The 18,585-nt window shown below is 68.6% G+C and carries 19 protein-coding genes; 11 read left to right on the plus strand and 8 right to left on the minus strand.

The features are described from left to right. Nucleotides 1-81: 81 nt before the first annotated feature. The 3 genes from phoU (at nucleotide 82) to ACH49X_RS26725 (ending at nucleotide 2,698) form a co-directional block, all read left to right on the plus strand. Nucleotides 82-744: a phosphate signaling complex protein PhoU gene (gene phoU, locus ACH49X_RS26715; RefSeq protein WP_067795247.1), complete on the plus strand. Its 663-nt coding sequence runs from the start codon at nucleotides 82-84 to the stop codon at nucleotides 742-744. A 119-nt stretch (nucleotides 745-863) separates the two neighbouring features. Beyond that, complete coding sequence (locus ACH49X_RS26720) at nucleotides 864-1,157, plus strand: hypothetical protein (protein WP_357206574.1); 294 nt, start codon at nucleotides 864-866, stop codon at nucleotides 1,155-1,157. 26 nt (nucleotides 1,158-1,183) lie between these two features. Next, nucleotides 1,184-2,698, plus strand: coding sequence for a hypothetical protein (locus ACH49X_RS26725; protein ID WP_357206576.1), 1,515 nt, complete (start codon nucleotides 1,184-1,186; stop codon nucleotides 2,696-2,698). A gap of 169 nt (nucleotides 2,699-2,867) precedes the next feature. Here ACH49X_RS26725 and pstB read toward each other — a convergent pair whose 3' ends face one another. The 6 genes from pstB to ACH49X_RS26755 form a co-directional block, all read right to left on the minus strand. Then, a complete protein-coding gene (gene pstB / locus ACH49X_RS26730; RefSeq protein ID WP_195078185.1) occupies nucleotides 2,868-3,644 on the minus strand; it encodes a phosphate ABC transporter ATP-binding protein PstB in 777 nt (258 codons plus the stop codon). A 21-nt stretch (nucleotides 3,645-3,665) separates the two neighbouring features. Further along, nucleotides 3,666-4,568 carry a phosphate ABC transporter permease PstA gene (gene pstA, locus ACH49X_RS26735; RefSeq protein ID WP_067795241.1) on the minus strand — a complete coding sequence of 301 codons (903 nt, stop codon included), beginning with the start codon at nucleotides 4,566-4,568 and terminating at the stop codon, nucleotides 3,666-3,668. Continuing rightward, complete coding sequence (gene pstC / locus ACH49X_RS26740; RefSeq protein ID WP_195078184.1) at nucleotides 4,568-5,539, minus strand: phosphate ABC transporter permease subunit PstC; 972 nt, start codon at nucleotides 5,537-5,539, stop codon at nucleotides 4,568-4,570. The genes pstA and pstC overlap by 1 nt, the downstream gene beginning before the upstream one ends. Nucleotides 5,540-5,629: 90 nt before the next feature. After that, the gene (gene pstS / locus ACH49X_RS26745; RefSeq protein WP_195078183.1) at nucleotides 5,630-6,742 is read right to left on the minus strand and encodes a phosphate ABC transporter substrate-binding protein PstS; all 1,113 of its coding nucleotides are present in this window, start codon (nucleotides 6,740-6,742) and stop codon (nucleotides 5,630-5,632) included. 241 nt (nucleotides 6,743-6,983) lie between these two features. Continuing rightward, complete coding sequence (gene mshD / locus ACH49X_RS26750) at nucleotides 6,984-7,904, minus strand: mycothiol synthase (protein WP_195078182.1); 921 nt, start codon at nucleotides 7,902-7,904, stop codon at nucleotides 6,984-6,986. 129 nt (nucleotides 7,905-8,033) lie between these two features. Then, nucleotides 8,034-8,798: a winged-helix domain-containing protein gene (locus ACH49X_RS26755; protein ID WP_195078181.1), complete on the minus strand. Its 765-nt coding sequence runs from the start codon at nucleotides 8,796-8,798 to the stop codon at nucleotides 8,034-8,036. Between the two features lie 294 nt (nucleotides 8,799-9,092). Between ACH49X_RS26755 and ACH49X_RS26760 the strand changes: the two genes are divergently transcribed. The 8 genes from ACH49X_RS26760 to ACH49X_RS26795 all read left to right on the plus strand — a co-directional run bounded on the left by ACH49X_RS26760 (nucleotide 9,093) and on the right by ACH49X_RS26795 (nucleotide 13,880). Next, nucleotides 9,093-9,893 carry an LmeA family phospholipid-binding protein gene (locus tag ACH49X_RS26760; RefSeq protein WP_195078180.1) on the plus strand — a complete coding sequence of 267 codons (801 nt, stop codon included), beginning with the start codon at nucleotides 9,093-9,095 and terminating at the stop codon, nucleotides 9,891-9,893. After that, entirely contained in the window at nucleotides 9,890-10,333 is a 444-nt protein-coding gene (locus ACH49X_RS26765; protein WP_195078179.1) for a thioredoxin family protein, read from the plus strand. Before ACH49X_RS26760 ends, ACH49X_RS26765 begins: the two co-directional genes overlap by 4 nt. A gap of 287 nt (nucleotides 10,334-10,620) precedes the next feature. Further along, nucleotides 10,621-11,115 (plus strand): DUF4395 domain-containing protein, encoded by a 495-nt coding sequence (locus ACH49X_RS26770; RefSeq protein WP_195078178.1) that lies wholly within the window; start codon nucleotides 10,621-10,623, stop codon nucleotides 11,113-11,115. Nucleotides 11,116-11,144: 29 nt separating this feature from the next. Beyond that, nucleotides 11,145-11,978, plus strand: coding sequence for a sulfurtransferase (locus ACH49X_RS26775; protein ID WP_195078177.1), 834 nt, complete (start codon nucleotides 11,145-11,147; stop codon nucleotides 11,976-11,978). 5 nt (nucleotides 11,979-11,983) lie between these two features. Beyond that, nucleotides 11,984-12,289 (plus strand): DUF1416 domain-containing protein, encoded by a 306-nt coding sequence (locus ACH49X_RS26780; RefSeq protein WP_043686601.1) that lies wholly within the window; start codon nucleotides 11,984-11,986, stop codon nucleotides 12,287-12,289. Between the two features lie 187 nt (nucleotides 12,290-12,476). Next, nucleotides 12,477-13,184 carry an FABP family protein gene (locus ACH49X_RS26785; RefSeq protein WP_195078176.1) on the plus strand — a complete coding sequence of 236 codons (708 nt, stop codon included), beginning with the start codon at nucleotides 12,477-12,479 and terminating at the stop codon, nucleotides 13,182-13,184. Between the two features lie 187 nt (nucleotides 13,185-13,371). Then, complete coding sequence (locus ACH49X_RS26790; protein ID WP_323124126.1) at nucleotides 13,372-13,506, plus strand: hypothetical protein; 135 nt, start codon at nucleotides 13,372-13,374, stop codon at nucleotides 13,504-13,506. Between the two features lie 80 nt (nucleotides 13,507-13,586). Next, nucleotides 13,587-13,880, plus strand: a complete 294-nt coding sequence (locus ACH49X_RS26795) for a DUF1330 domain-containing protein (protein ID WP_195078175.1) — start codon at nucleotides 13,587-13,589, stop codon at nucleotides 13,878-13,880. 375 nt (nucleotides 13,881-14,255) lie between these two features. On the opposite strand, the gene ACH49X_RS26800 is transcribed toward ACH49X_RS26795, so the two are convergent. Further along, complete coding sequence (locus tag ACH49X_RS26800; protein ID WP_357206578.1) at nucleotides 14,256-16,337, minus strand: ATP-binding cassette domain-containing protein; 2,082 nt, start codon at nucleotides 16,335-16,337, stop codon at nucleotides 14,256-14,258. Continuing rightward, nucleotides 16,327-18,582, minus strand: coding sequence for an ATP-binding cassette domain-containing protein (locus ACH49X_RS26805; RefSeq protein WP_357206580.1), 2,256 nt, complete (start codon nucleotides 18,580-18,582; stop codon nucleotides 16,327-16,329). The genes ACH49X_RS26800 and ACH49X_RS26805 overlap by 11 nt, the downstream gene beginning before the upstream one ends. Nucleotides 18,583-18,585 lie beyond the last annotated feature (3 nt).

The raw sequence follows: 18,585 nt of genomic DNA on the forward strand, positions 1-18,585 counted from the left end.
AACCTCCGCGCTAATGATGCACACCGGTCATTCACTCCCTGTTCGTGACTTGGTCAGCGGGGCGAACTAGTCTCAGGTTCCATGCGTGTCATCTACAACGAGCAAATGGCCGAGCTCGCGCACCTGCTGGGCGAGATGGCGGGCCTGGCGGGCTCGGCCATGGAGCGGGCTACCCAGGCTCTGCTCCAGGCGGACCTCGCGTTGGCGGAGCAGGTGATCAGCGAGTCCGACCGGATCGCCGAACTGATCCAGGACGCCGAGGAGAAGGCCTTCGCTCTGCTCGCGCTGCAGGCGCCGGTCGCCGGCGATTTGCGGCAAGTGGTGAGCACGATCCAGATCGTCGCCGACGTGAACCGGATGGGGGCGCTCGCGCTGCACGTGGCCAAGGTCGCGCGCAGGCGTCATCCGAACCACGCCCTGCCCGAGTCCGTCAACGGCTATTTCGCCGAGATGGGCCGCATCGCGGTGAACATGGGAGCCGGTGCGCGTGAGGTGCTGGAAACCCGTGATCCGGAGCGCGCGGCGCAGTTGAACGAGGATGACGAGGCGATGGACGATCTGCACCGCCACCTCTTCACACTGCTCATGGACCGGGACTGGAAATACGGCGTCGCGGCCGCCGTCGATGTCACGCTGCTCGGCCGCTACTACGAACGCTTCGCCGATCACGCGGTCGAGATCGGCCGCCGCGTGATCTTCTTGGTCACCGGCGTGCTCCCGCCGGACCCCGACGCGGAGGGGTAAGCGAAGAACTTGCTGCGCTTGACGTTTCGTGGGCGACGAATGATAGATTCAGCCGCACGGGGCGGGAGTGCTCTGGTATAGCGTTACGCCGGAGGGGATCCGGTATGAAGGGGGGCGTTATGAACGTCGATCCAGCGGAGCTGCGCGCGTTGGCCGCGTCGATGGACAAGATCGGCGGTGATATCGGCGCTTTGACCGTGCGTGCCACCACCGATGCGCTCGGCGGTGTCCTGCCCGGTTCGACGCTGAGCGAAGTGTGTTCCACCGCGGGTTCCCATGTCGAAGACGCTTGGCGGCGAATGGCCATGCGCTGCAAGCGCGTTTCGAACATCGCGAAGGGCGGCGCCGCGAACTACGAGGTGTCCGACCAAGAGTTTCGTGCCGGTCTCGACGCGATGGGCGCGCAGCTGTGAGGACTACGACGCCAACCCTCACCCAGGTGCGGTCGGAATGGCAGCCGTGGAAATTGAGCGAAGCCGGGACGGAAATACGCACGCGCAATAGTGAATTCGTCGCACTGATCGATCAGACGGTGACGCAGATCCGGGCAGCGGGCGCGCACTGGAGCGGTGATGCCTATTACGCCGCGTACGACCGGATCGCCGGCGACCGCGACACGGCGAACAAGGTGGCGTTGGATACCGAGGCACTCGCCCAGACCTTGATCGACAGCGGCACCAGCCTCGCCGGATTCCGCCAAGCATTGCTGGACAAGGTCGACGAGGCCGTCGCGGCCGGATTCACCGTCTCGGAGGACTGGCAGGTCGCTGCCGGGCCGGGCGCCTCCGACGAGGACGGCGAGTCGCAGTACACCTACCAGACCGCCATCACCACCGCCTTGAACGAACTGCTCGGCACCCAAACAGACCTCGCGGCGAAGATCGAGCAGGCCGGCGGCGACGTCCGCACCCGGTCCGATCAGCTCGGCGACGGTGACCCGCTCGACAGCGACAAGTCCGGCGACGGGGACGACCCGGCCCTCGCGGTGTACGGCAAACAGTCCGACGCCTCGACCACCGAGCAGGATCCTGCCGCGGGCACACCAGTGAACACCAGTCAGAAGTCCGACGAGACGACAACGGCGGGCACGCCGCAAGCGAGTCCGATCGCCGCCCAGCAATCCACCGATCAGACCGGCGCCGAGGATTCGACCAAGCAGGACAGCGGCGAGTCCGGCGACGGCAAAGATAAGAGCGAAACGGGCGAGGACAAGAAAACCGAAGACACCGGGGACGGCAAAGACAAAGGCGCCGGGTCCGAGGACAAGTCCACTTCCAGTGGCCCGGCCAGCGACCCGAATTCGTGGAAGCCTTCGGACGTGACGAGCTTGATCACCTCGGTCAGCCAGATCACCGGCAATGTGCCCACGCTGATCGAATCCATCGGCAAACTCGACGATGATCTCGACGACATCATCAAAGCCGGTGGGGAGGCAGGAAAGGGGCTGATCGAGGCCGCCGGTACCACCGCGGAGAAATTCGCGAACGCCGCCGACACGATCGCCGGGACGCACCAGTCCGACGGCACGCCCACGGAATCGCCGTCCTCGGGTGACCCTGCCGGAACCGGGACGCCGAAGCAAGATTCGGCGGCCACCGATCCGAATGCGAAAACCGACGATCCGAACGCGAAATCCACCGATTCGAAGACCGACAACCCGGCGGGCACCGACAACAAGACCGACAACAGCAAGACCGATAAACCGCATTCGTCGCAGCAAGCGGAAACCAAGCAGGACCAACCGGCGTCCGTCCGGCAGGCGAGCTACCCCGATACCGGCTCCGGCAGTCCGAGCGCTGCGCCCGCGCCCACGTCCAGTTCTCCGTCGACCGCTCCGGCGAGCACCGGCCTGCTGGGAGGGATGTCGGCGGCGAACAGGCAATCGGACTCGGAACATACCCGCCGAGTGCAGGCCACCCCGACGCCGCTCTTCGAGACCTCGCCCGAGGAATAGCCGACGAGCTATCCGGCCGAATACGAAGGCCCTGGGCAGCAGCCAGGGCCTTCGTTTCCCGCATGCGGCTGCTGCGACAGGTCTTCGGACCGTAGCAACCGACAATGGCGAAATCGTTGGACTGTTGAGTTATGCGCCGACAGCCTGCACAGCCGCTCGGCAACCGGAATCAGCCGAAGCGACCGGAGATGTAGTCCTCCGTGGCCTTCTGCGACGGGTTGGAGAAGATCTTCTCGGTGTCGTCGATCTCGATCAGCTTGCCCGGCTTGCCCTGGGCCTCCAGGTTGAAGAAACCGGTCTGGTCACTCACGCGCGCGGCCTGCTGCATGTTGTGGGTGACGATGACGATGGTGAATTCCTTCTTCAGTTCGGTGATCAGATCCTCGATCGCCAGGGTGGAGATCGGGTCGAGTGCCGAACAGGGCTCGTCCATCAGCAGCACGTCGGGCGACACGGCGATGGCGCGCGCGATGCACAGTCGCTGCTGCTGACCGCCGGAGAGGCCGCCGCCCGGCTTGTCCAGACGGTCCTTCACCTCGTTCCACAGGTTGGCTCCGCGCAGCGAGCGCTCGGCGACCTCGTCCAGTTCCTTCTTGCTGCGCACGCCCTGCAGCTTCAGGCCCGCGACGACGTTGTCCTTGATGGACATGGTGGGGAACGGATTGGGCCGCTGGAAGACCATGCCGATCGTGCGGCGCACGCCGACCGGGTCGACCTGGGTGCCGTAGATGTCCTCGCCGTCCAGCAGCACCGCGCCCTCGACCCTGGCGTTCGGGGTTACCTCGTGCATGCGGTTGAGCGAACGCAGCACGGTGGACTTGCCACAGCCGGAGGGACCGATGAAGGCGGTCACACTGCGCGGCAGCACGGTCAGCGAGACATCGGACACGGCGTGGAACTTGCCGTAGTAGATGTTCAGATCTTTGACGTCGATCCGCTTGGCCATTTTCGGTAATCCGTTCCGCTTCTATCGGTTCCGGGTGAGCAGGCGGTTGAGGACCGCAGCCGCCAGGTACAGGAGGGCGATGATGATGATGAGGGTCAAAGCCGCGCCCCACACCCGCTCGCGCCCGGCAGCTTCGGGGTTGGCCAGCTCCTGGTAGATCAACAGCGGCAGCGACGCCATATTGCCGTCGAAGATGTTCATGTTGATCGACTTGCTGTAGCCGACCAGCACCAGCACGGGGGCGGTCTCGCCCATCACCCTGGCGATGGCCAGCAGGATGCCGCTGATCATGCCGGGCAGCGCGGTGGGTACCACGATCCGCACGATGGTCTTCCACTTCGGGATGCCCAGGGCGTAGGACGCCTCGCGCAGTTCGTCCGGCACCAGTTTGAGCATTTCTTCGGTGCTGCGGACGACGACGGGCAACATCAGCAGCACCAGCGCCAGCGACACCGCGAGCGAACTCTGCGGGAAGCCGAGCGTCGCGATCCACAGCGCGAAGATGAACAGCGCCGCGACGATCGACGGCACGCCTGCCAGGATGTCGACCATGAAGGTCGTGACCTTGGCCAGCAGGCCGCGGCCGTACTCGACCAGATACACCGCGGCCATGATGCCGAGCGGCACGGCGATCACGGTGGCGACCAGCGACTGCACGATGGTGCCGTAGATGGCGTGATAGACGCCGCCCGCCACCTGATTGGGCAGCACGCCCTTCAGCGAGTTCTGCCACCAGTCCGCCCGGAGCACGGCGCTGAACCCCTTGCTGATCACCATGATCAGCACCCAGGCCAGCGGCACCAGCGCGATCGCGAACGCCAGCCACACCAAGCCGGTAGCGATGTTGTTGCGCACCCGGCGCGACAGGCTCACATCCCGGAAGGTGGGCGGCTTGATCGGCCGGTCCAGAGTCGATGAGGTCATCACCCGTTCACCCTTCCGCCGGCGGCCAGCCGAGCGAGCGCGTTCACGACGAAGGTCAGCGCGAACAGCACGAAGCCTGCCGCGATGTACGCGCCGGTCGGCAGCGGGGCGCTGAACTCCGCTGCGGCCGAGGCGATTTTGGAAGCGAAGGTGTAGCCGCCGTCGAACACCGACCAGTGCCCGGGCTGCGCGGCCGTCTTCAGCACGATCAGCACGGCGATCGTCTCACCGAGGGCGCGGCCGAGGCCGAGCATGGCGCCCGCGATCATGCCGCTGCGCCCGTAGGGCAGCACCGTCATCCGCACGACTTCCCATTTCGTCGCGCCGAGCGCCTGTGCCGCCTCGATGTGCGCGCGGGGGGTGAGGTTGAACACCTCACGGCTGACCGAGGTGATGATCGGCAGGATCATCACCGCGAGCACGACGCCCGCGGTGAAGATCGTGCCGCCGCTGGCCAGCGGGATGTTGCCGTCGTCGAACAGGAACAGCCAGCCCAGGTTGTCGTTCAAGAAGGTCTGGATCGGCTCCAGTTGCGGAGCGAGCACCAGGATTCCCCACAGACCGAACACGATCGATGGCACCGCCGCGAGCAGATCGACGACCACCGAGAACGGCCGCGCGAGCGTCTTCGGCGCGTAGTGCGTCAGAAACAGCGCGATGCCGATGCCGATCGGAACGGCGAGCACCAGGGCGAAGATCGAACTCAGCACCGTGACCATGAACAGATCCCGGATGCCGAACCGTAGGTGGTTGGCGTCCGAGGTGTTGAACTCGGTACTGGTGAAGAAGTTCGCCTCGTTCGCCAGCACCGACGGCACCGCCCGGATGAGCAGGAACAGCGCGATCAACGCGATGGAGGCGACGATGATCGCACCGGCCGTCGTCGCCAGCGAGCGGAAGATGATCTCCGCTCGCGGGCTGTGCGGGCGACCGCTCTTCGCGGCCGGTTCGGTGCTCGGCTTGCTCGGCATGAGCGCAGTATCTCCGCCTGCTCGCCGGCCGGTCGACTCGGATCGGTCAGCGGCGGCGACTTCGTCGTGCACGGTCATGTGGGGCTGCTATCAGGAGATGGCGTTGATGGCGGTGGTCAGCTTGGTCTTGAACTGCTCCGGGATCGGGATGTACCCGGCCTCGTCCAAGCCCTGCTGGCCGTTGGTGACCGCCGAGGTGAGGAAGGCCTTGACCGCCTTCGACGTGTCGGCGTCGGAGTACTTCGAGCACACGATCTCGTAGGTCGGCATCACGATCGGGTACGCGCCCGCCACCGACGGCTTGTAGAACGAGGAGGTGTCGATGACCAGGTCGTTGCCCTGGCCGGAGATCTTCGCGGACTCGATCGCCTTGCCCGCCGAGGCGACGCTCAGCGTCACCGGGTCCTTGCTCGCCGAGGTGATGACGCGCGCGATCGACAGGTTCTGCGCCTTCGCGAACGACCACTCGTTGTAGGTGATCGAGTTCTTGGTGCTCTTCACCGCGGCCGAGGTGCCCTCATTGCCCTTCGAGCCAGCGCCGACGCCGCCGTTGAAGGCCTTGCCTGCGCCCTTGCCCCAGGCGCCGTCGGAGGCGGAGTCCAGGTAGAGCTGGAAGTTGTCCGTGGTGCCCGACTCGTCGCTGCGGAAGATCACGGCGATCGGCTCGGACGGCAGCTTGGCGTTCGGGTTCAGCGCCTTGATCTCGGGCGCGTCCCAGGTGGTCAGGGTGCCGTTGAAGATCTTGGCGGCGGTCGGGCCGTCCAGCGCGAGATCGGTCACGCCGTCGATGTTGTAGGTGATGGCGACCGGGCCGAAGACGGTCGGCAGGTTCCACGCGGGCGAGGCGCAGCGGTCGGCGGCCTTCTTCGGCTCGTCCTTCTTCGCGCTCAGGGGGGAGTCCGAGCCGCCGAAATCGGTCTGGCCACCGAGGAATTCGCTCACACCGGCGCCGGAGCCGCTCGAGGTGTAGTTGAGCGTCGAGCCGTCGCAGTTCTTCTCGTACGCGGCGATGAAGCGCTCCATCGCGTTCTTCTGCGCCGAAGAACCGCTGGCCTTGAGGGCCTTCTTTCCGCCGCACGCGACGTCGACCTTGGCCACGTTGCCGGTGTCCGTCGCGGTGTTGTCGTCGCTGCCACAGGCGGCCAGCGTCATGGCGCCGACGGCCAGCACACCGACGAGGGCGCTGCTGCGCTTGAGATTCACTATTCCTCCGGAATGGCGTCCTACTCGTCCGGTCCCTCACCGGCCCGGACGGGTGTCGTGGTGCTGTTCGCGGGGAACTTGCGCACCAGGCAGCAGTGTGCTGCCCTCACTCAACCTAAGGTCACGTGGTTGACAGTTGGACCGACCTGAGTGAACGGAGAGTGAACAGCCCGGCGCGATTGCGCCTGGTAGATGTGACGTTTGCCGCAGTTTTACTCGCGCACACCCGTTCTGCCGCCTGCTATTCAAACTCCGCCGCCGCGTAGGCGACGTCGACATGCGCGGGAGCGAATCCGAGACGGGTATAAGTGCGCACCGCGGCGACGTTGTCGGCCTCGGTGTAGAGCAGAACCTCGGCCAACCCGCGGTCCCGCAGGTGGTGCAACCCGGCCGAGGTGAGCAGCCGGCCGAGTCCGCGCCCCTGCGCCGCCGGATCGATGCCGACCACGTAGACCTCGCCGAGCGGAGAACGCTCCGCCTGATGCACCTTGGTCCAATGGAATCCGAGCAGATGTTCGGGGTCCGCGGTATCGAAGGCGAGGAACAGGCCGGCGGGGTCGAACCAGGACTCGCCACGGCGGATCTCGATGTCGCGGCGGGTCCACGCACCTTGTTCCGGATGCCAGGCGAACGCGGCGCCGTTCACCCGCAGCAGTTCCGCGTCGTCGGCGGGACCGGCGTAGGTGCGTAACTCGATGTCGTCCGGCACGGCCAATTCTGGTAGCTCAGGAGTTGCCAGCGACCGCCGCATCTGCCACAACTCACGCGCCGTCCGCAGCCCGAGCCGCGCTGCGACGGCCTTGGCCGCAGGCCGGTCGCCGTGCGCCCAGACCCGCGCGCCGGGACCGCCCGCGGCCAGTGCGGCTGTGACCAGATCGGTGCCGACGCCGTGGCCGCGCCGGGCCGGGTCGACCGCGACCTCGGCCATAGCGGGATGTTCGCCATGGGCCGGAACGAGATTCGCGTACCCCACGACGACGTCCTCCTGCCACGCGAGCAGATGGCGTGCTCCGGTGTCCGCGCCCGCCGTCAGCGACAGCACGGCCTGCTCCGAGACCGGGGCGACTCCGTCGGCCTCGGTCGCACGCGCGAGCAGATCGCTGACCGCCCGCGCGGCACTCGCATCGGGGTGGTCGGTCCAGTGTGTCGTCGCGCCGCTCATCGGCCTCCGTTCATCGAGCCGGCGGACCCGGTATGGAGTCCGTTCCTGGCAACGTCATGGCGGCAGCCGGCATTTCGGCCCCGCCGATTCGACGTGGGCGCGTTCGAACTCCAGGCGACCCGCCGACGATCACTGCACGGAGCCGTTGACCGGAGTCAGCGAGGAATCGTCGGTGCCCTCGTTGTCGTCGTCCGGGAAGTTCACCGGCTCCCCCTTGACCGCCGCGCGCGACGGGCGCACGGCCTTGTAACCGACGTTGCGCACCGTGCCGATCAGCGACTCGTACTCACTGCCGAGTTTGGCGCGCAGCCGCCGCACGTGCACGTCCACGGTGCGGGTGCCGCCGAAGAAGTCGTAGCCCCACACCTCTTGCAGCAGTTGCGCGCGGGTGAACACCCGGCCCGCGTGCTGCGCGAGATACTTCAGCAGCTCGAACTCCTTGTAGGTGAGATCGAGCGGGCGGCCGCGCAGCCGCGCGGTGTAGGTCCCCTCGTCGATCACCAGCTCACCCAGGGTGATCTTGCCGGTGTTCTCCGGGCTGGCCACGCCGCCGTTGCGGCCGACCAGCAGTCGCAGCCTGGCGTCGAGTTCGGCGGGGCCGGTGCCGGGCAGCAGAATGTCGTCGAGGCCCCAATCCGCGTTGACCGCGACCAGGCCGCCCTCCGTGAGCACCGCGACGACCGGCACCGACGACCCGGTGCTGCCGAGCAAGCGGCACAGTCCGCGGGCCGCGGCCAGGTCGGTTCTCGCGTCCACCAGCGCGACGTCCGCGGTGCCTGCCTCGAGCAGCGAAGCCACCTCCGTCGGCGCGGGCCGCACGTTGTGCGCGAGCAGCGCGAGCGAGGGCAACACCGACTCGGGGTTGGGGTCGGAGGTAAGCAGGAGCAGCTCCACGGGCCCTCCTCCCATCTCGTAGCCACGCGGCTGCGGCAGCACCGCCGCGGCCACGTCGCTAATCACAGGTAATCGGATGCAAGATTAGCGCGTAACAAGGCATGACCACGCATTCCGGGTGCGACGGGCGCACCGGAGGACACCCGGTAGCCGGGCTCGGGCCAACCGATATGGTGCGTACATGGGTTACGTATCGGGCATGCCCCCTGTCACCGGGGCGCCCGAGGCGGTAGCCGAACGCGCGCCGTGCGGCTTCCGGCCGCCGCGGCCCGAGACCCGGAGAGACGGGGGAGCATGCGCAAGCTGATCATCGGCCTGCTGTGTCTGGCTGGGTTCGCCATCGTCGTCGACTTCAGCACCGCGGCCTACTCGGAATATCGCGTGTCCAGGGCGCTGCGCGACGGCGCCGATCTCACCGCGGACCCCGAGGTGACGATCCACGGCTTCCCCTTCCTCGGGCAGGCCTGGGACAGCCGCTACGACCACGTCGAGATCCGGGCGCGCGCGAAGCGAGAGGACATCCCCGGCGAGATAGCGCTGGAGGCCACGCTGACCGGGGTGCGGCTGCCGGTCGGCGAACTGGTCGACGGCAGCCTGCGCGGCGTCCCGGTGGAGCGGGTGGACAGCCGGTTGCGGGTGGAGCCGACCGAACTCGGCAGGCTGTTCGGCATCCCCGATCTGCAGGTGCATTCCCGGCCAGCGGACAAGTCCGACGGGACCGGCGGGTCCGGCGGTTCCGGCATGACCACCACGGGCGCGCTGGTGCTCACCGGGACCATGCCGGAGACGCCCGGCGCGCAGTACGGCGGTGAGAAGGTCAGCGTGCAGGCCGATCTGCTGCTCGACGGCGATCAGGTGAAGATCGTGGCGACCGGCTTCTACCGCGGCCCGCCCGGCACCGAGACGATGCCTGTGGCGGTGATCACCGAGGCCGACCGCCCAGCGGTGCTCGCCCGGTTCACCCGTACCATCGACACCAAGGAATTGCCGTTCGGTGTCCGGCCGACCAAGGTCTCCGCCCAGGGCGGTCAGATCGTGGTGGAGGGCAAGGGCGTGAACGTCACGATCGACCTCGACCGATTGCAAAGACCATGATCCAAGTCACCATCCTCGCAGTAGTTCTGCTCGCCGCTCTGGCGGTCGGCGTCCTGCTGCGCCGGCGCGAGGGCAAGATCCGCGCGGCCGACGGTATCGACCTGTCCCACTCCGCCCGCGCGGACCTGCTGGCGGCCGTCGGGGTGACCGGAGCCGGTCCCGCGGTGCTGCATTTCTCCGCCGAGTGGTGCGGACCGTGCTCCGCTGTTCGCCGGGTGGTTGCCAATGTGACGGACCAGCTCGCGGGATCACCGCAGCCGCCGCAGGACATCGAGGTGGACATCGACGCAGAGCCCGCTCTCGCCAGAGAGCTCAATGTGCTCTCGCTGCCCACCACGTTCGTCTTCGACACCGAGGGCAGGGAACGGTTCCGCATCTCCGGCGTGCCGAAGGCCACGGATCTGCACTCCGCGCTGGAGCCGCTGACCGCAGCGGCCTGACCTGCGACGACAAGTCCCCTCGACGGCCGAGATCCACCCCCGCTCCATATTCCCCCGCCGAATTGGGTAAACTGCTCTCGTGCTTGCCAACCACGAGCTGATGCTCACCCGACGCCGCACAGTGGATCTGTGTCGGCTCGGTGGTTGTTGCTGCCTGTGCCGCTGATCGGTCGGCTTCCCCGAATTTCCTGACGCCGACCTCTGCCCGCCGCGCGAGTGATCTCACGATCCCCCGGCGATTGGCAAATTTGCAGTCATCGGACTTTTTCAGCGCAGGAGTACGCACAATGTCCACCGAGATCCGTAACACTTTCGAAGCCACCCCCGTTTCCTCCGATCAGGTCGATGTGCGCGGACCGCGTTTCGCCGCCTGGGTGACCACCGGCGTCCTCGTCGCGGTCCTGCTCGCCGCCGCGGTCTCGGCGGTCGCCGCGGGGGTGCTGATCGCCCTGCAAGCGGTGGTCTTCGCGGTCGGCGCCGCCCTCGGCCCGCGCCGACACCCCTACGGCCGGATCTACGCGGCGTTCGTCGCGCCGCGTCTCGCGCCGGCCACCGAGACCGAGCCGACGGCTCCGCTGCGGTTCGCGCAGCTGCTCGGTTTCGTGTTCGCGGCCGTCAGCCTGCTGGGCTTCGCGCTCGGCTCCACAGTCGTCGGCGCGGTGTTCGCCGGCTTCGCCCTGTTCGCGGCGTTCCTGAACGCGGCGTTCGGGCTCTGCCTGGGTTGCCGGATCTATCCACTGGTAGCCCGACTCCGCCGGACCCCGTCACCGGCATCGAACTGACCCTGCACGTCATCTCTGAAAGGAAAACAATGGCTCGCTCCGATGTCCTGGTCTCCGTTGACTGGGCCGAAGAGAACCTCAACGCCCCCGGCGTCGTGTTCGTCGAGGTCGACGAGGACACCTCCGCCTACGACGGTGGTCACATCGAGGGTGCCGTCCGGCTCGACTGGAAGAAGGACCTGCAGGACCAGGTTCGTCGCGACTTCGTGAACCAGGAGCAGTTCTCCGACCTGCTCTCGGCGCGCGGCATCTCGAACGACGACGAGGTCATCCTGTACGGCGGCAACAACAACTGGTTCGCCGCGTACGCCTACTGGTACTTCAAGCTGTACGGCCACAACAACGTCAAGCTGCTCGACGGCGGTCGCAAGAAGTGGGAGCTCGACGGCCGCCCGCTGTCGACCGAGCCGGTGAACCGGCCCGCCACCCAGTACAAGGCGTCGGCGCCCGATCTGAACATCCGCGCCTTCCGTGACGAGGTCATCGCGGCCATCGGCACCAAGAACCTGGTCGACGTGCGTTCGCCCGACGAGTTCAGCGGCAAGATCCTGGCTCCCGCGCACCTGCCGCAGGAGCAGAGCCAGCGTCCCGGCCACATCCCCGGCGCCATCAACGTGCCGTGGAGCAAGGCCGCGAACGAGGACGGCACCTTCAAGTCCGACGCCGAGCTGGCCGAGATCTACAAGGAAGCCGGACTGGACGGCGAGAAGGAGACCATCGCCTACTGCCGGATCGGCGAGCGTTCCTCGCACACCTGGTTCGTGCTGCAGGAACTGCTCGGCCACCAGAACGTCAAGAACTACGACGGCAGCTGGACCGAATACGGCTCGCTCGTCGGCGCTCCGATCGAGTTGGGAGAGTAATCGACATGTGTGCAGCACCTACCCAGGGTCAGGCCATCCCGGCCGGCGTCGACGTGGAGAAGGAGACGGTCATCACCGGCCGTGTCCTGAGCACCGACGGCCAGCCGGTGGGCGGGGCGTTCGTGCGCCTGCTCGACGGCAACGGTGATTTCACCGCCGAGGTCGTCGCGTCGGGCACCGGTGACTTCCGGTTCTTCGCGGCTCCCGGCTCGTGGACCGTCCGCGCGCTCTCCTCCGCCGGCAACGGTTCCGCCGAGGTGCGCCCCGAAGGCGCCGGCATCCACTCGGTCGACGTCGCGGTCGCCAAGTAGGACCCACACGGTCGAACGGCCCCGGTCGCTTTCCGCTCCGCGGAAGCACCGGGGCCGTTTGCGTGCCGCCGCGAGGGGGTCGTTAGACTCGGATCGTGGTCCTCTTCTTCGAGATTCTGCTGGTGGCCGTGGCCGTCCTGATCGGCTGGTTCGGCCTCTACGTCTTCTACCGGCTGTTCACCGAATCATGAGCGAACTCGCGAGCGAAGGTTCCAACCCGGCCGAGCGAGCGAGTGAACAACTGAACGGCAACGCTCCGGCCGATTCCGCCGGTCGCCGCAGCGGTGACCAGGCCGTAGCCGAGGCTGCCGAACGGGCGAAATCGACCGGCGTCCGCAACATCCCGGTCCTACCGGATCTTCCGCTGCCCGAGGACACGGCCAACCTGCGCCTCGGCCCGGACCTGAGCGCCTCCATGCTCGCGCTGCTCCCGATGGTTGGCGTGTGGCGCGGCGAGGGTGAGGGCAACGATCCCGAGCGCGGGGACTACCGCTTCGGCCAGCAGATCGTCGTCTCCCACGACGGCGGCGACTATCTCTCTTGGGAATCCCGGTCCTGGGTCATCGAGGCCGACGGCAACTACGGCGGCCCCGACCTGCGCGAGAGCGGCTTCTGGCGGGTCGGCATCGACGGCAACGACGAGGTCATCGAATTGCTGCTGTCGCACAGCAGCGGCATCGTGGAGTTGTTCTACGGGCAAGCGCTGACCCAGTCGTCCTGGGAACTGGCCACCGACGTGGTGATCCGCAGCCAGTCCGGCGTAGTCGTCGGCGGAGCCAAACGCCTCTACGGCATCGTCGAGGGCGGCGACCTCGCCTACGTCGAGGAACGCGTGGTAGCCGACGGCCCGCTCGAACCTCGCCTCTCGGCCCGCCTGCAGCGCTACATCGGCTGACGGTTTCCGGTTCACCGAGCCCTGCCGTGGTCCGCGTCTCCCAACGCGATACCGGCTGGCTTCCGGCGCGCGCGATACCGGTGGGTGCAGCACACGGCTGCCTGCCTCACGGCGCCGCCGGTGGTTGTGGCCCAGCTCGCTGAGCAGATCCGGATGGATCCGGTGGAGATCGGCTCGTACGGCAAGCATGCCAAGACCTACCGAGCAGCTGCGGTTGGCCCACGGCCTGATCCTGGCCGCGGGCACCGGCCCCGGCCGCCTCTTCCCCGGCGACAGCGCCGACACCACTGCGGCGCTGGTCGGCATCGCGCCATGGCGCTGACAAGCCTCGCTCTCGCCCGCCGGCTCTCCTCCGAGACCAACCCGTAAGTCACATGTACTCATCCCCACACTGGAGGTTCCATGCCCAAGGGCTACTGGGTCAGCGTCTATCGCACCATTTCCGACCCGGAGAAGCTGGCTGCTTACGACAAGCTGGCCGGTCCGGCCGTCAGGGCCGGCGGCGGTCGAGTCCTCAGCCGTGGCGGTCGGGTCGTGGCGTATGACGCCGGAATCGCCGGGCGCACCATCCTGATCGAGTTCGACAGCTTCGAGCAGGCCGTCGCGGCGCGCGAGAGCGCGGCCTACCAGGAGGCGCTTGCCGCCCTCTCCGACGGCGTCGAGCGCGACTTCCGAATTGTCGAAGGCACCGACTGACCGAGGTCCAGGCGGATCTCGGCTGGAGGACTCACCTGATCTCGCGAGCAACTCACCGGGTACGGCCAGAACCCACACACATCCCCAACACAGGACCTGTGATCAACCCAGGCCCACCCCACTAGTACGGCATGAATGCTCGGAGAGGCGGAACAGAACAGCCCCCGAGCCATACCGGTGCGATTGTGGTCGCACGGGTCCGGTCGGACGGACCGGGGCTCGGGGGCCGGGTGACTGCCTGGAATTCGCTCAGCGCTCGCGCGGGCGAAATCCACCTGCAGCGGTGGCGCTAGCGGACAGCCACCTCACGTGTCCTATGAATAACCATTCTTCGAACCACCTCCTTCCTCGTGTACGAACGAATCTAGCGATACGTCAGTAGCTCGGCAACGGAATTTCTCGGTGGGCGGAATCGGCGCTTCCTCGCCCCGTGAAGTCGGTCGTGACCTGCCCCGATGCGGAGATTCGCAGTACCGCGTCGGCCCGATGCCCCTCCGGTAGCTGATGTGTGACGACGACCACGGTGCGGTCCGATTCGACGAGGCCGCTGTCGGCGTCGAGCAGATCGCGCAGCAACTTCGCTCCCGCCTCGCCCTCCATGTGTTCCGTCGGTTCGTCCAGCAGCAGCACCCGCGCCGGCGCGGCCAGTGCGCGGGCGAGCAGGATGCGGCGGCGCTGGCCGCCCGACACGGCTGCCGCTCCCCCGACGAGATCGGTGTGCACGCCCTGCGGCAGCCCGTTCAGCCAGTCGCCGAGACCCGCCTTCCGCAATGCCGCTTCGGCTTCCTCCTCGGTCAGGTCACCGCGGGCTACCCGCAGATTCTCGAGTACGGATGTGCCGAACAGGTGCGCGTCCTCGGCGAAGAAGGTGACGCCGGGGCGGGGCGTGTCGAACAATCCGGCCCAGTGCATCAGCAGGGTGGTCTTGCCCGCGCCGCTGGGGCCGACCACGGCGATCCGGCGGCCACCGGGGAGGTCCGGCACGCGCGCGTCGACGGGGCGGCCCGGGTTGGAGACGCTTGCCCACGGTCGTCCAGGTTCCGGTTCCCCTCCCGGCTCCGGTTCCGCTCCGAGCCGGGCGGCGGATGGGTCGGCCGCGCCCGCAGATCCCTTCCAGCCGACGTCGCCCGTGGGCTGCGAAGGAGCCGCGTCGATGCCGCCGGAATGCGGGCGGGAGTCGGTTCCGGCGGAAGCACTGTCACCGCCGGTCCAGGAGGTCAGCTGGCGGGATGGCGAGATGACCGCTGGGTCAGCGGCGTTCGCCGCGCCGCCGGCCGGCAGCGAACGCGCGGCAAGCGGCGGGAGGACGGCGGAAGTACCGTCACCGCCGGCCCAGGAAGTCAGCTGGCGGGATACCGGGGTGACGGCGGGGTCGGCGGCGTTCGCCGCGCCTCCGGTGGACAGCGGACGCACGGCACGCGGTGCGGGGTTCGTCGACGCTGTGGGCGAATCGGGTTCGAACTGATCCAGGCGATGCAGCGCCGCACGGGCCGTGGTCAGGGCTTGCGCTGCCGCGGGCAATGGGCCGACCGCTTCGAAAGCCGACAGCGGTAGCAGGACGAGGACGACGAGCGCCATCGGCGTCATAGCGCCCGGAGTGCCGCCGTCCGGGCCGTAGAGGGTGATGCCGATGAGCAGGGCGCCGAGTGCCGCGGCGCCGATGGACAACGGCGTGGCGGCAGCCGACCAGGCGCTGCGCGCGGCGGCCCGGTCTTCCGCGGCGACCGCGCGGCGCGACGCTTCCCCCGCCGCGACGAGGGCGGCGTCGAGGCGGCCCGCGACGCGCAGTTCGGCGGCATGGTCGAGCACCGTGAGGGCCTGGGCCGTGAACTCCGCCCGGTCGGCGCGCACAGCCCGTTCCGCCTCGGACGCCGCCTCTGCCGACAACCACGGCGCGACGATGCCCGACAGGGCCAGCGCACCTGCCAGGATCGCGGCGGCCGCGAGCGAAATTGTCGCCAAGAGCCCGACGGCCGCGAGCGACAGCACGAGGGCCACCGCGACCGGCACGAACACGCGGACCACCACTGCGCCCAGATCATCGATATCGCTGCCGATACGGACCAAGAGGTCCCCGCGGCGCGGCGGCCTCACCCCCGTCCGGTCGCCTCCGTCCTCCGCGACCCGGGGACGGCGCAGCCAGAAATCCGAGCGAGCCAGCGTCCGGTAGACCGTGGTTCGCGCGGTCGTCATGGCGCGCAGCGCGACATCATGTGTGGCGAGCCGTTCCAGGTACCGGCACAGGCCGCGGGAGATGCCGAGCGCGCGCACCGCGACCACGGCGACGCTCAGGTCCAGCACCGGCGGCATCTGCCAGGCGCGCGCGATCAACCAGGCCGCCAGCGCCGCGAGTCCGAGCCCGCTACCCAGCGCCAGCACGCCCCACCCGATCGCCACCGCGACCCGCCAGCGGGACAATTCCAGCAGCGCCCACATGCGGCGCAGATCAGCGAACACGTCGGGGGACCTCCGCTCGGTCCGAGTGCACCTCTACGACATGGTCGGCGGCGGCCAGCACGGTTGGGCGATGACCGATGACGATCACCGTCGCGCCCGCACGGGCGCGGGCCCGAAGTGCGGCCAGCACGGTGGCTTCGGCGGCGGCGTCGAGGTGTGCGGTGGGCTCGTCCAGCAGCAGGATCGGGCGCTCCGTGGCCAGCACCCTGGTAAGCGCGAGGCGTTGCCGCTGGCCGAGGGAAAGGCCGATGCCGCCGGGGCCGACCACGGTGTCCCAGCGCTCGGGCAGATCGTCGAGCACGGCGTCGAACCCGGTTGCCAGGCAAGCGGCTTCGAGATCGTCTACGACCCGCACCGGACCGCGTGCGGCGTGGTCCGCCGTGCGCGCGCCGAGCAATTCGAGGTTGTCCCGCAGCGTGCCCGGCACCAGAACCGGACGCTGCGGCAGCCAGGCCACGCGTGCCCACCATCGCTCCGGGTCCAGTTCCCGCACGTCGACACCGTCGACCGTCACAGCGCCCTGGTCGGGCGTGATCAGGCCCAGAATAGCCTGCACCGCGGTCGATTTCCCGCTTCCATTGGCACCGGCGAGCACCGTGACCGCAGCCGGCCGCAAGATCGCCGACAGCCCCGCGGGGGCGAACCCGTCGCGTGCTCGGACCCAGAGGTCGCGAAGTTCGACCGTGCCAGGGCCGACAAGGCCGCGGCGACCGGCCGTCGCCTCGACTGCCTCGGGCGCGGTGCGGCGGTCGGGTGTACCGACGCGCGCCGACTCACCGACGACCGCCACCTCACCATGCACACCCTCGCCGGGTAGCCCCTCGACCAACTCGCCCCGAGTCGCCACCGCGCCGGAACCCACGGCGCTGCTGTAGTAAGCCGTCGCCGACACTCCCCCCGGCTCGGTGCGGCCGTCGTAAGTACCGGCGGGCGCCGACTCGCCCGGCTCACCACCGGTACGCGCCGCTGCGCCTTTCACGCCGTGTCCGGACAACCCCTCAGCCAGTTCGCCCCGAGTCGTCGTTGCCGCCGCGTCGGGGCCCACGGCGCCGCTGAGGTGAGCCGTCGTCGAGGCTCCCTCCAACGCGGTGCGGCGGCCGTTGCCGGTGTCGACGCGGGCCGATCCGTCGGGCGCGGCCGCACACGGGCCGACCAGGCTCGGCACCGCGTTGTCGGCGGCATCGGGGACGAGCGGCGCGCCCGGCATGGCATGGCCGAGTTGGCTGGCGACCCGCTCGGCAGGGGTGGACTCGAGGATCGCGAACGCTCGGTCCGCGGCCGCCATGCCGTCCTGGGCGGCGTGGAATCGTTCGCCCACCATGCGTAGCGGCAGGTACACCTCCGGGGCGAGCACCAGCGCCACCAGGCCCGCGTAGAGGCTCATCTCGCCGAACACCAGCCGCAGGCCGATGGAGACCGCGATCAGCGCGACGCTCAGGGTCGCGAGCAGTTCCAGCACCATCGAGGACAAGAAGGCCATGCGCAGCGCGCGCATGGTGCGTTCGCGCAAGGCGTCACCGAGAGCGCGGACGCGGTGCTGCATGGTGCGTCCGGGCTCGCCCCGCTGGTCCGGTGCCGCCTCGCCGCTCTCCCGCCCCAGCGCACGCAGCGTCGGCATGCCCGCGAACAGATCGAGCAGTTGGTCCGACAACCGGGTGGTGGCCGCGAGCGTGGCTTCGGCACGCCCTTGGGTGAGCAGCCCGATGAGGATCATGAAGATCGGGATGAGCGGCAAGGTGATCACCACGATCACGCCGGAAGCCGGATCGTGTGCCGCGATGACCGCGAGCACGATCGGCGGGACCAGCACCGCCAGCAGCAGCGCGGGCAGGTAGCCGACCAGATACCCGCGCAGCCCGGACAAGCCCGTGCCGACGACGACGGCCAATTCGGTTCGGCGCGCGTCCAGTTCGCGAGGCGACAGCCGAGCCCCCGCGCCGAGCACCGCGCCTTCCAACTCCGCCACCACGCTCGCGCCCGCTCGGTGCGCGAGCCGGGATTGCCACCAGGTGGCGAGCACCCGGCAGGCGATCGCGACCGCGAGTCCGACCAGTTCGGCCGTCCACACGCCGAGCGTGCGCGCGGCCGGATCGGTGACCACGCCCGCGAGCACCCGTCCGATCAGCACCGCCGCGACCACGATCGCGCCGGTGACGACCAGCGACAGCGCCACGCTCAGCGCGAGGTAGCTACGCGCCGAGCGGGCATAGCGCCACAAACGGGGATCGACCGGCGGGCGGGCCATGAC

Source organism: Nocardia sp. NPDC019323 (assembly GCF_044389845.1).
GTDB lineage: Bacteria > Actinomycetota > Actinomycetes > Mycobacteriales > Mycobacteriaceae > Nocardia > Nocardia implantans.

Coding starts and splice junctions, on each gene's coding strand:
- ACH49X_RS26760 (WP_195078180.1), top strand. CDS start 9,093: ATGCGCAAGCTGATCATCGGCCTGCTGTGTCTGGCTGGGTTCGCCATC.
- pstC (WP_195078184.1), bottom strand. CDS start 5,539: ATGCCGAGCAAGCCGAGCACCGAACCGGCCGCGAAGAGCGGTCGCCCG.
- ACH49X_RS26775 (WP_195078177.1), top strand. CDS start 11,145: ATGGCTCGCTCCGATGTCCTGGTCTCCGTTGACTGGGCCGAAGAGAAC.
- ACH49X_RS26780 (WP_043686601.1), top strand. CDS start 11,984: ATGTGTGCAGCACCTACCCAGGGTCAGGCCATCCCGGCCGGCGTCGAC.
- ACH49X_RS26795 (WP_195078175.1), top strand. CDS start 13,587: ATGCCCAAGGGCTACTGGGTCAGCGTCTATCGCACCATTTCCGACCCG.
- pstA (WP_067795241.1), bottom strand. CDS start 4,568: ATGACCTCATCGACTCTGGACCGGCCGATCAAGCCGCCCACCTTCCGG.
- mshD (WP_195078182.1), bottom strand. CDS start 7,904: ATGAGCGGCGCGACGACACACTGGACCGACCACCCCGATGCGAGTGCC.
- ACH49X_RS26770 (WP_195078178.1), top strand. CDS start 10,621: ATGTCCACCGAGATCCGTAACACTTTCGAAGCCACCCCCGTTTCCTCC.
- phoU (WP_067795247.1), top strand. CDS start 82: ATGCGTGTCATCTACAACGAGCAAATGGCCGAGCTCGCGCACCTGCTG.
- ACH49X_RS26765 (WP_195078179.1), top strand. CDS start 9,890: ATGATCCAAGTCACCATCCTCGCAGTAGTTCTGCTCGCCGCTCTGGCG.
- ACH49X_RS26720 (WP_357206574.1), top strand. CDS start 864: ATGAACGTCGATCCAGCGGAGCTGCGCGCGTTGGCCGCGTCGATGGAC.
- pstB (WP_195078185.1), bottom strand. CDS start 3,644: ATGGCCAAGCGGATCGACGTCAAAGATCTGAACATCTACTACGGCAAG.
- ACH49X_RS26790 (WP_323124126.1), top strand. CDS start 13,372: ATGCCAAGACCTACCGAGCAGCTGCGGTTGGCCCACGGCCTGATCCTG.
- ACH49X_RS26785 (WP_195078176.1), top strand. CDS start 12,477: ATGAGCGAACTCGCGAGCGAAGGTTCCAACCCGGCCGAGCGAGCGAGT.
- ACH49X_RS26805 (WP_357206580.1), bottom strand. CDS start 18,582: ATGGCCCGCCCGCCGGTCGATCCCCGTTTGTGGCGCTATGCCCGCTCG.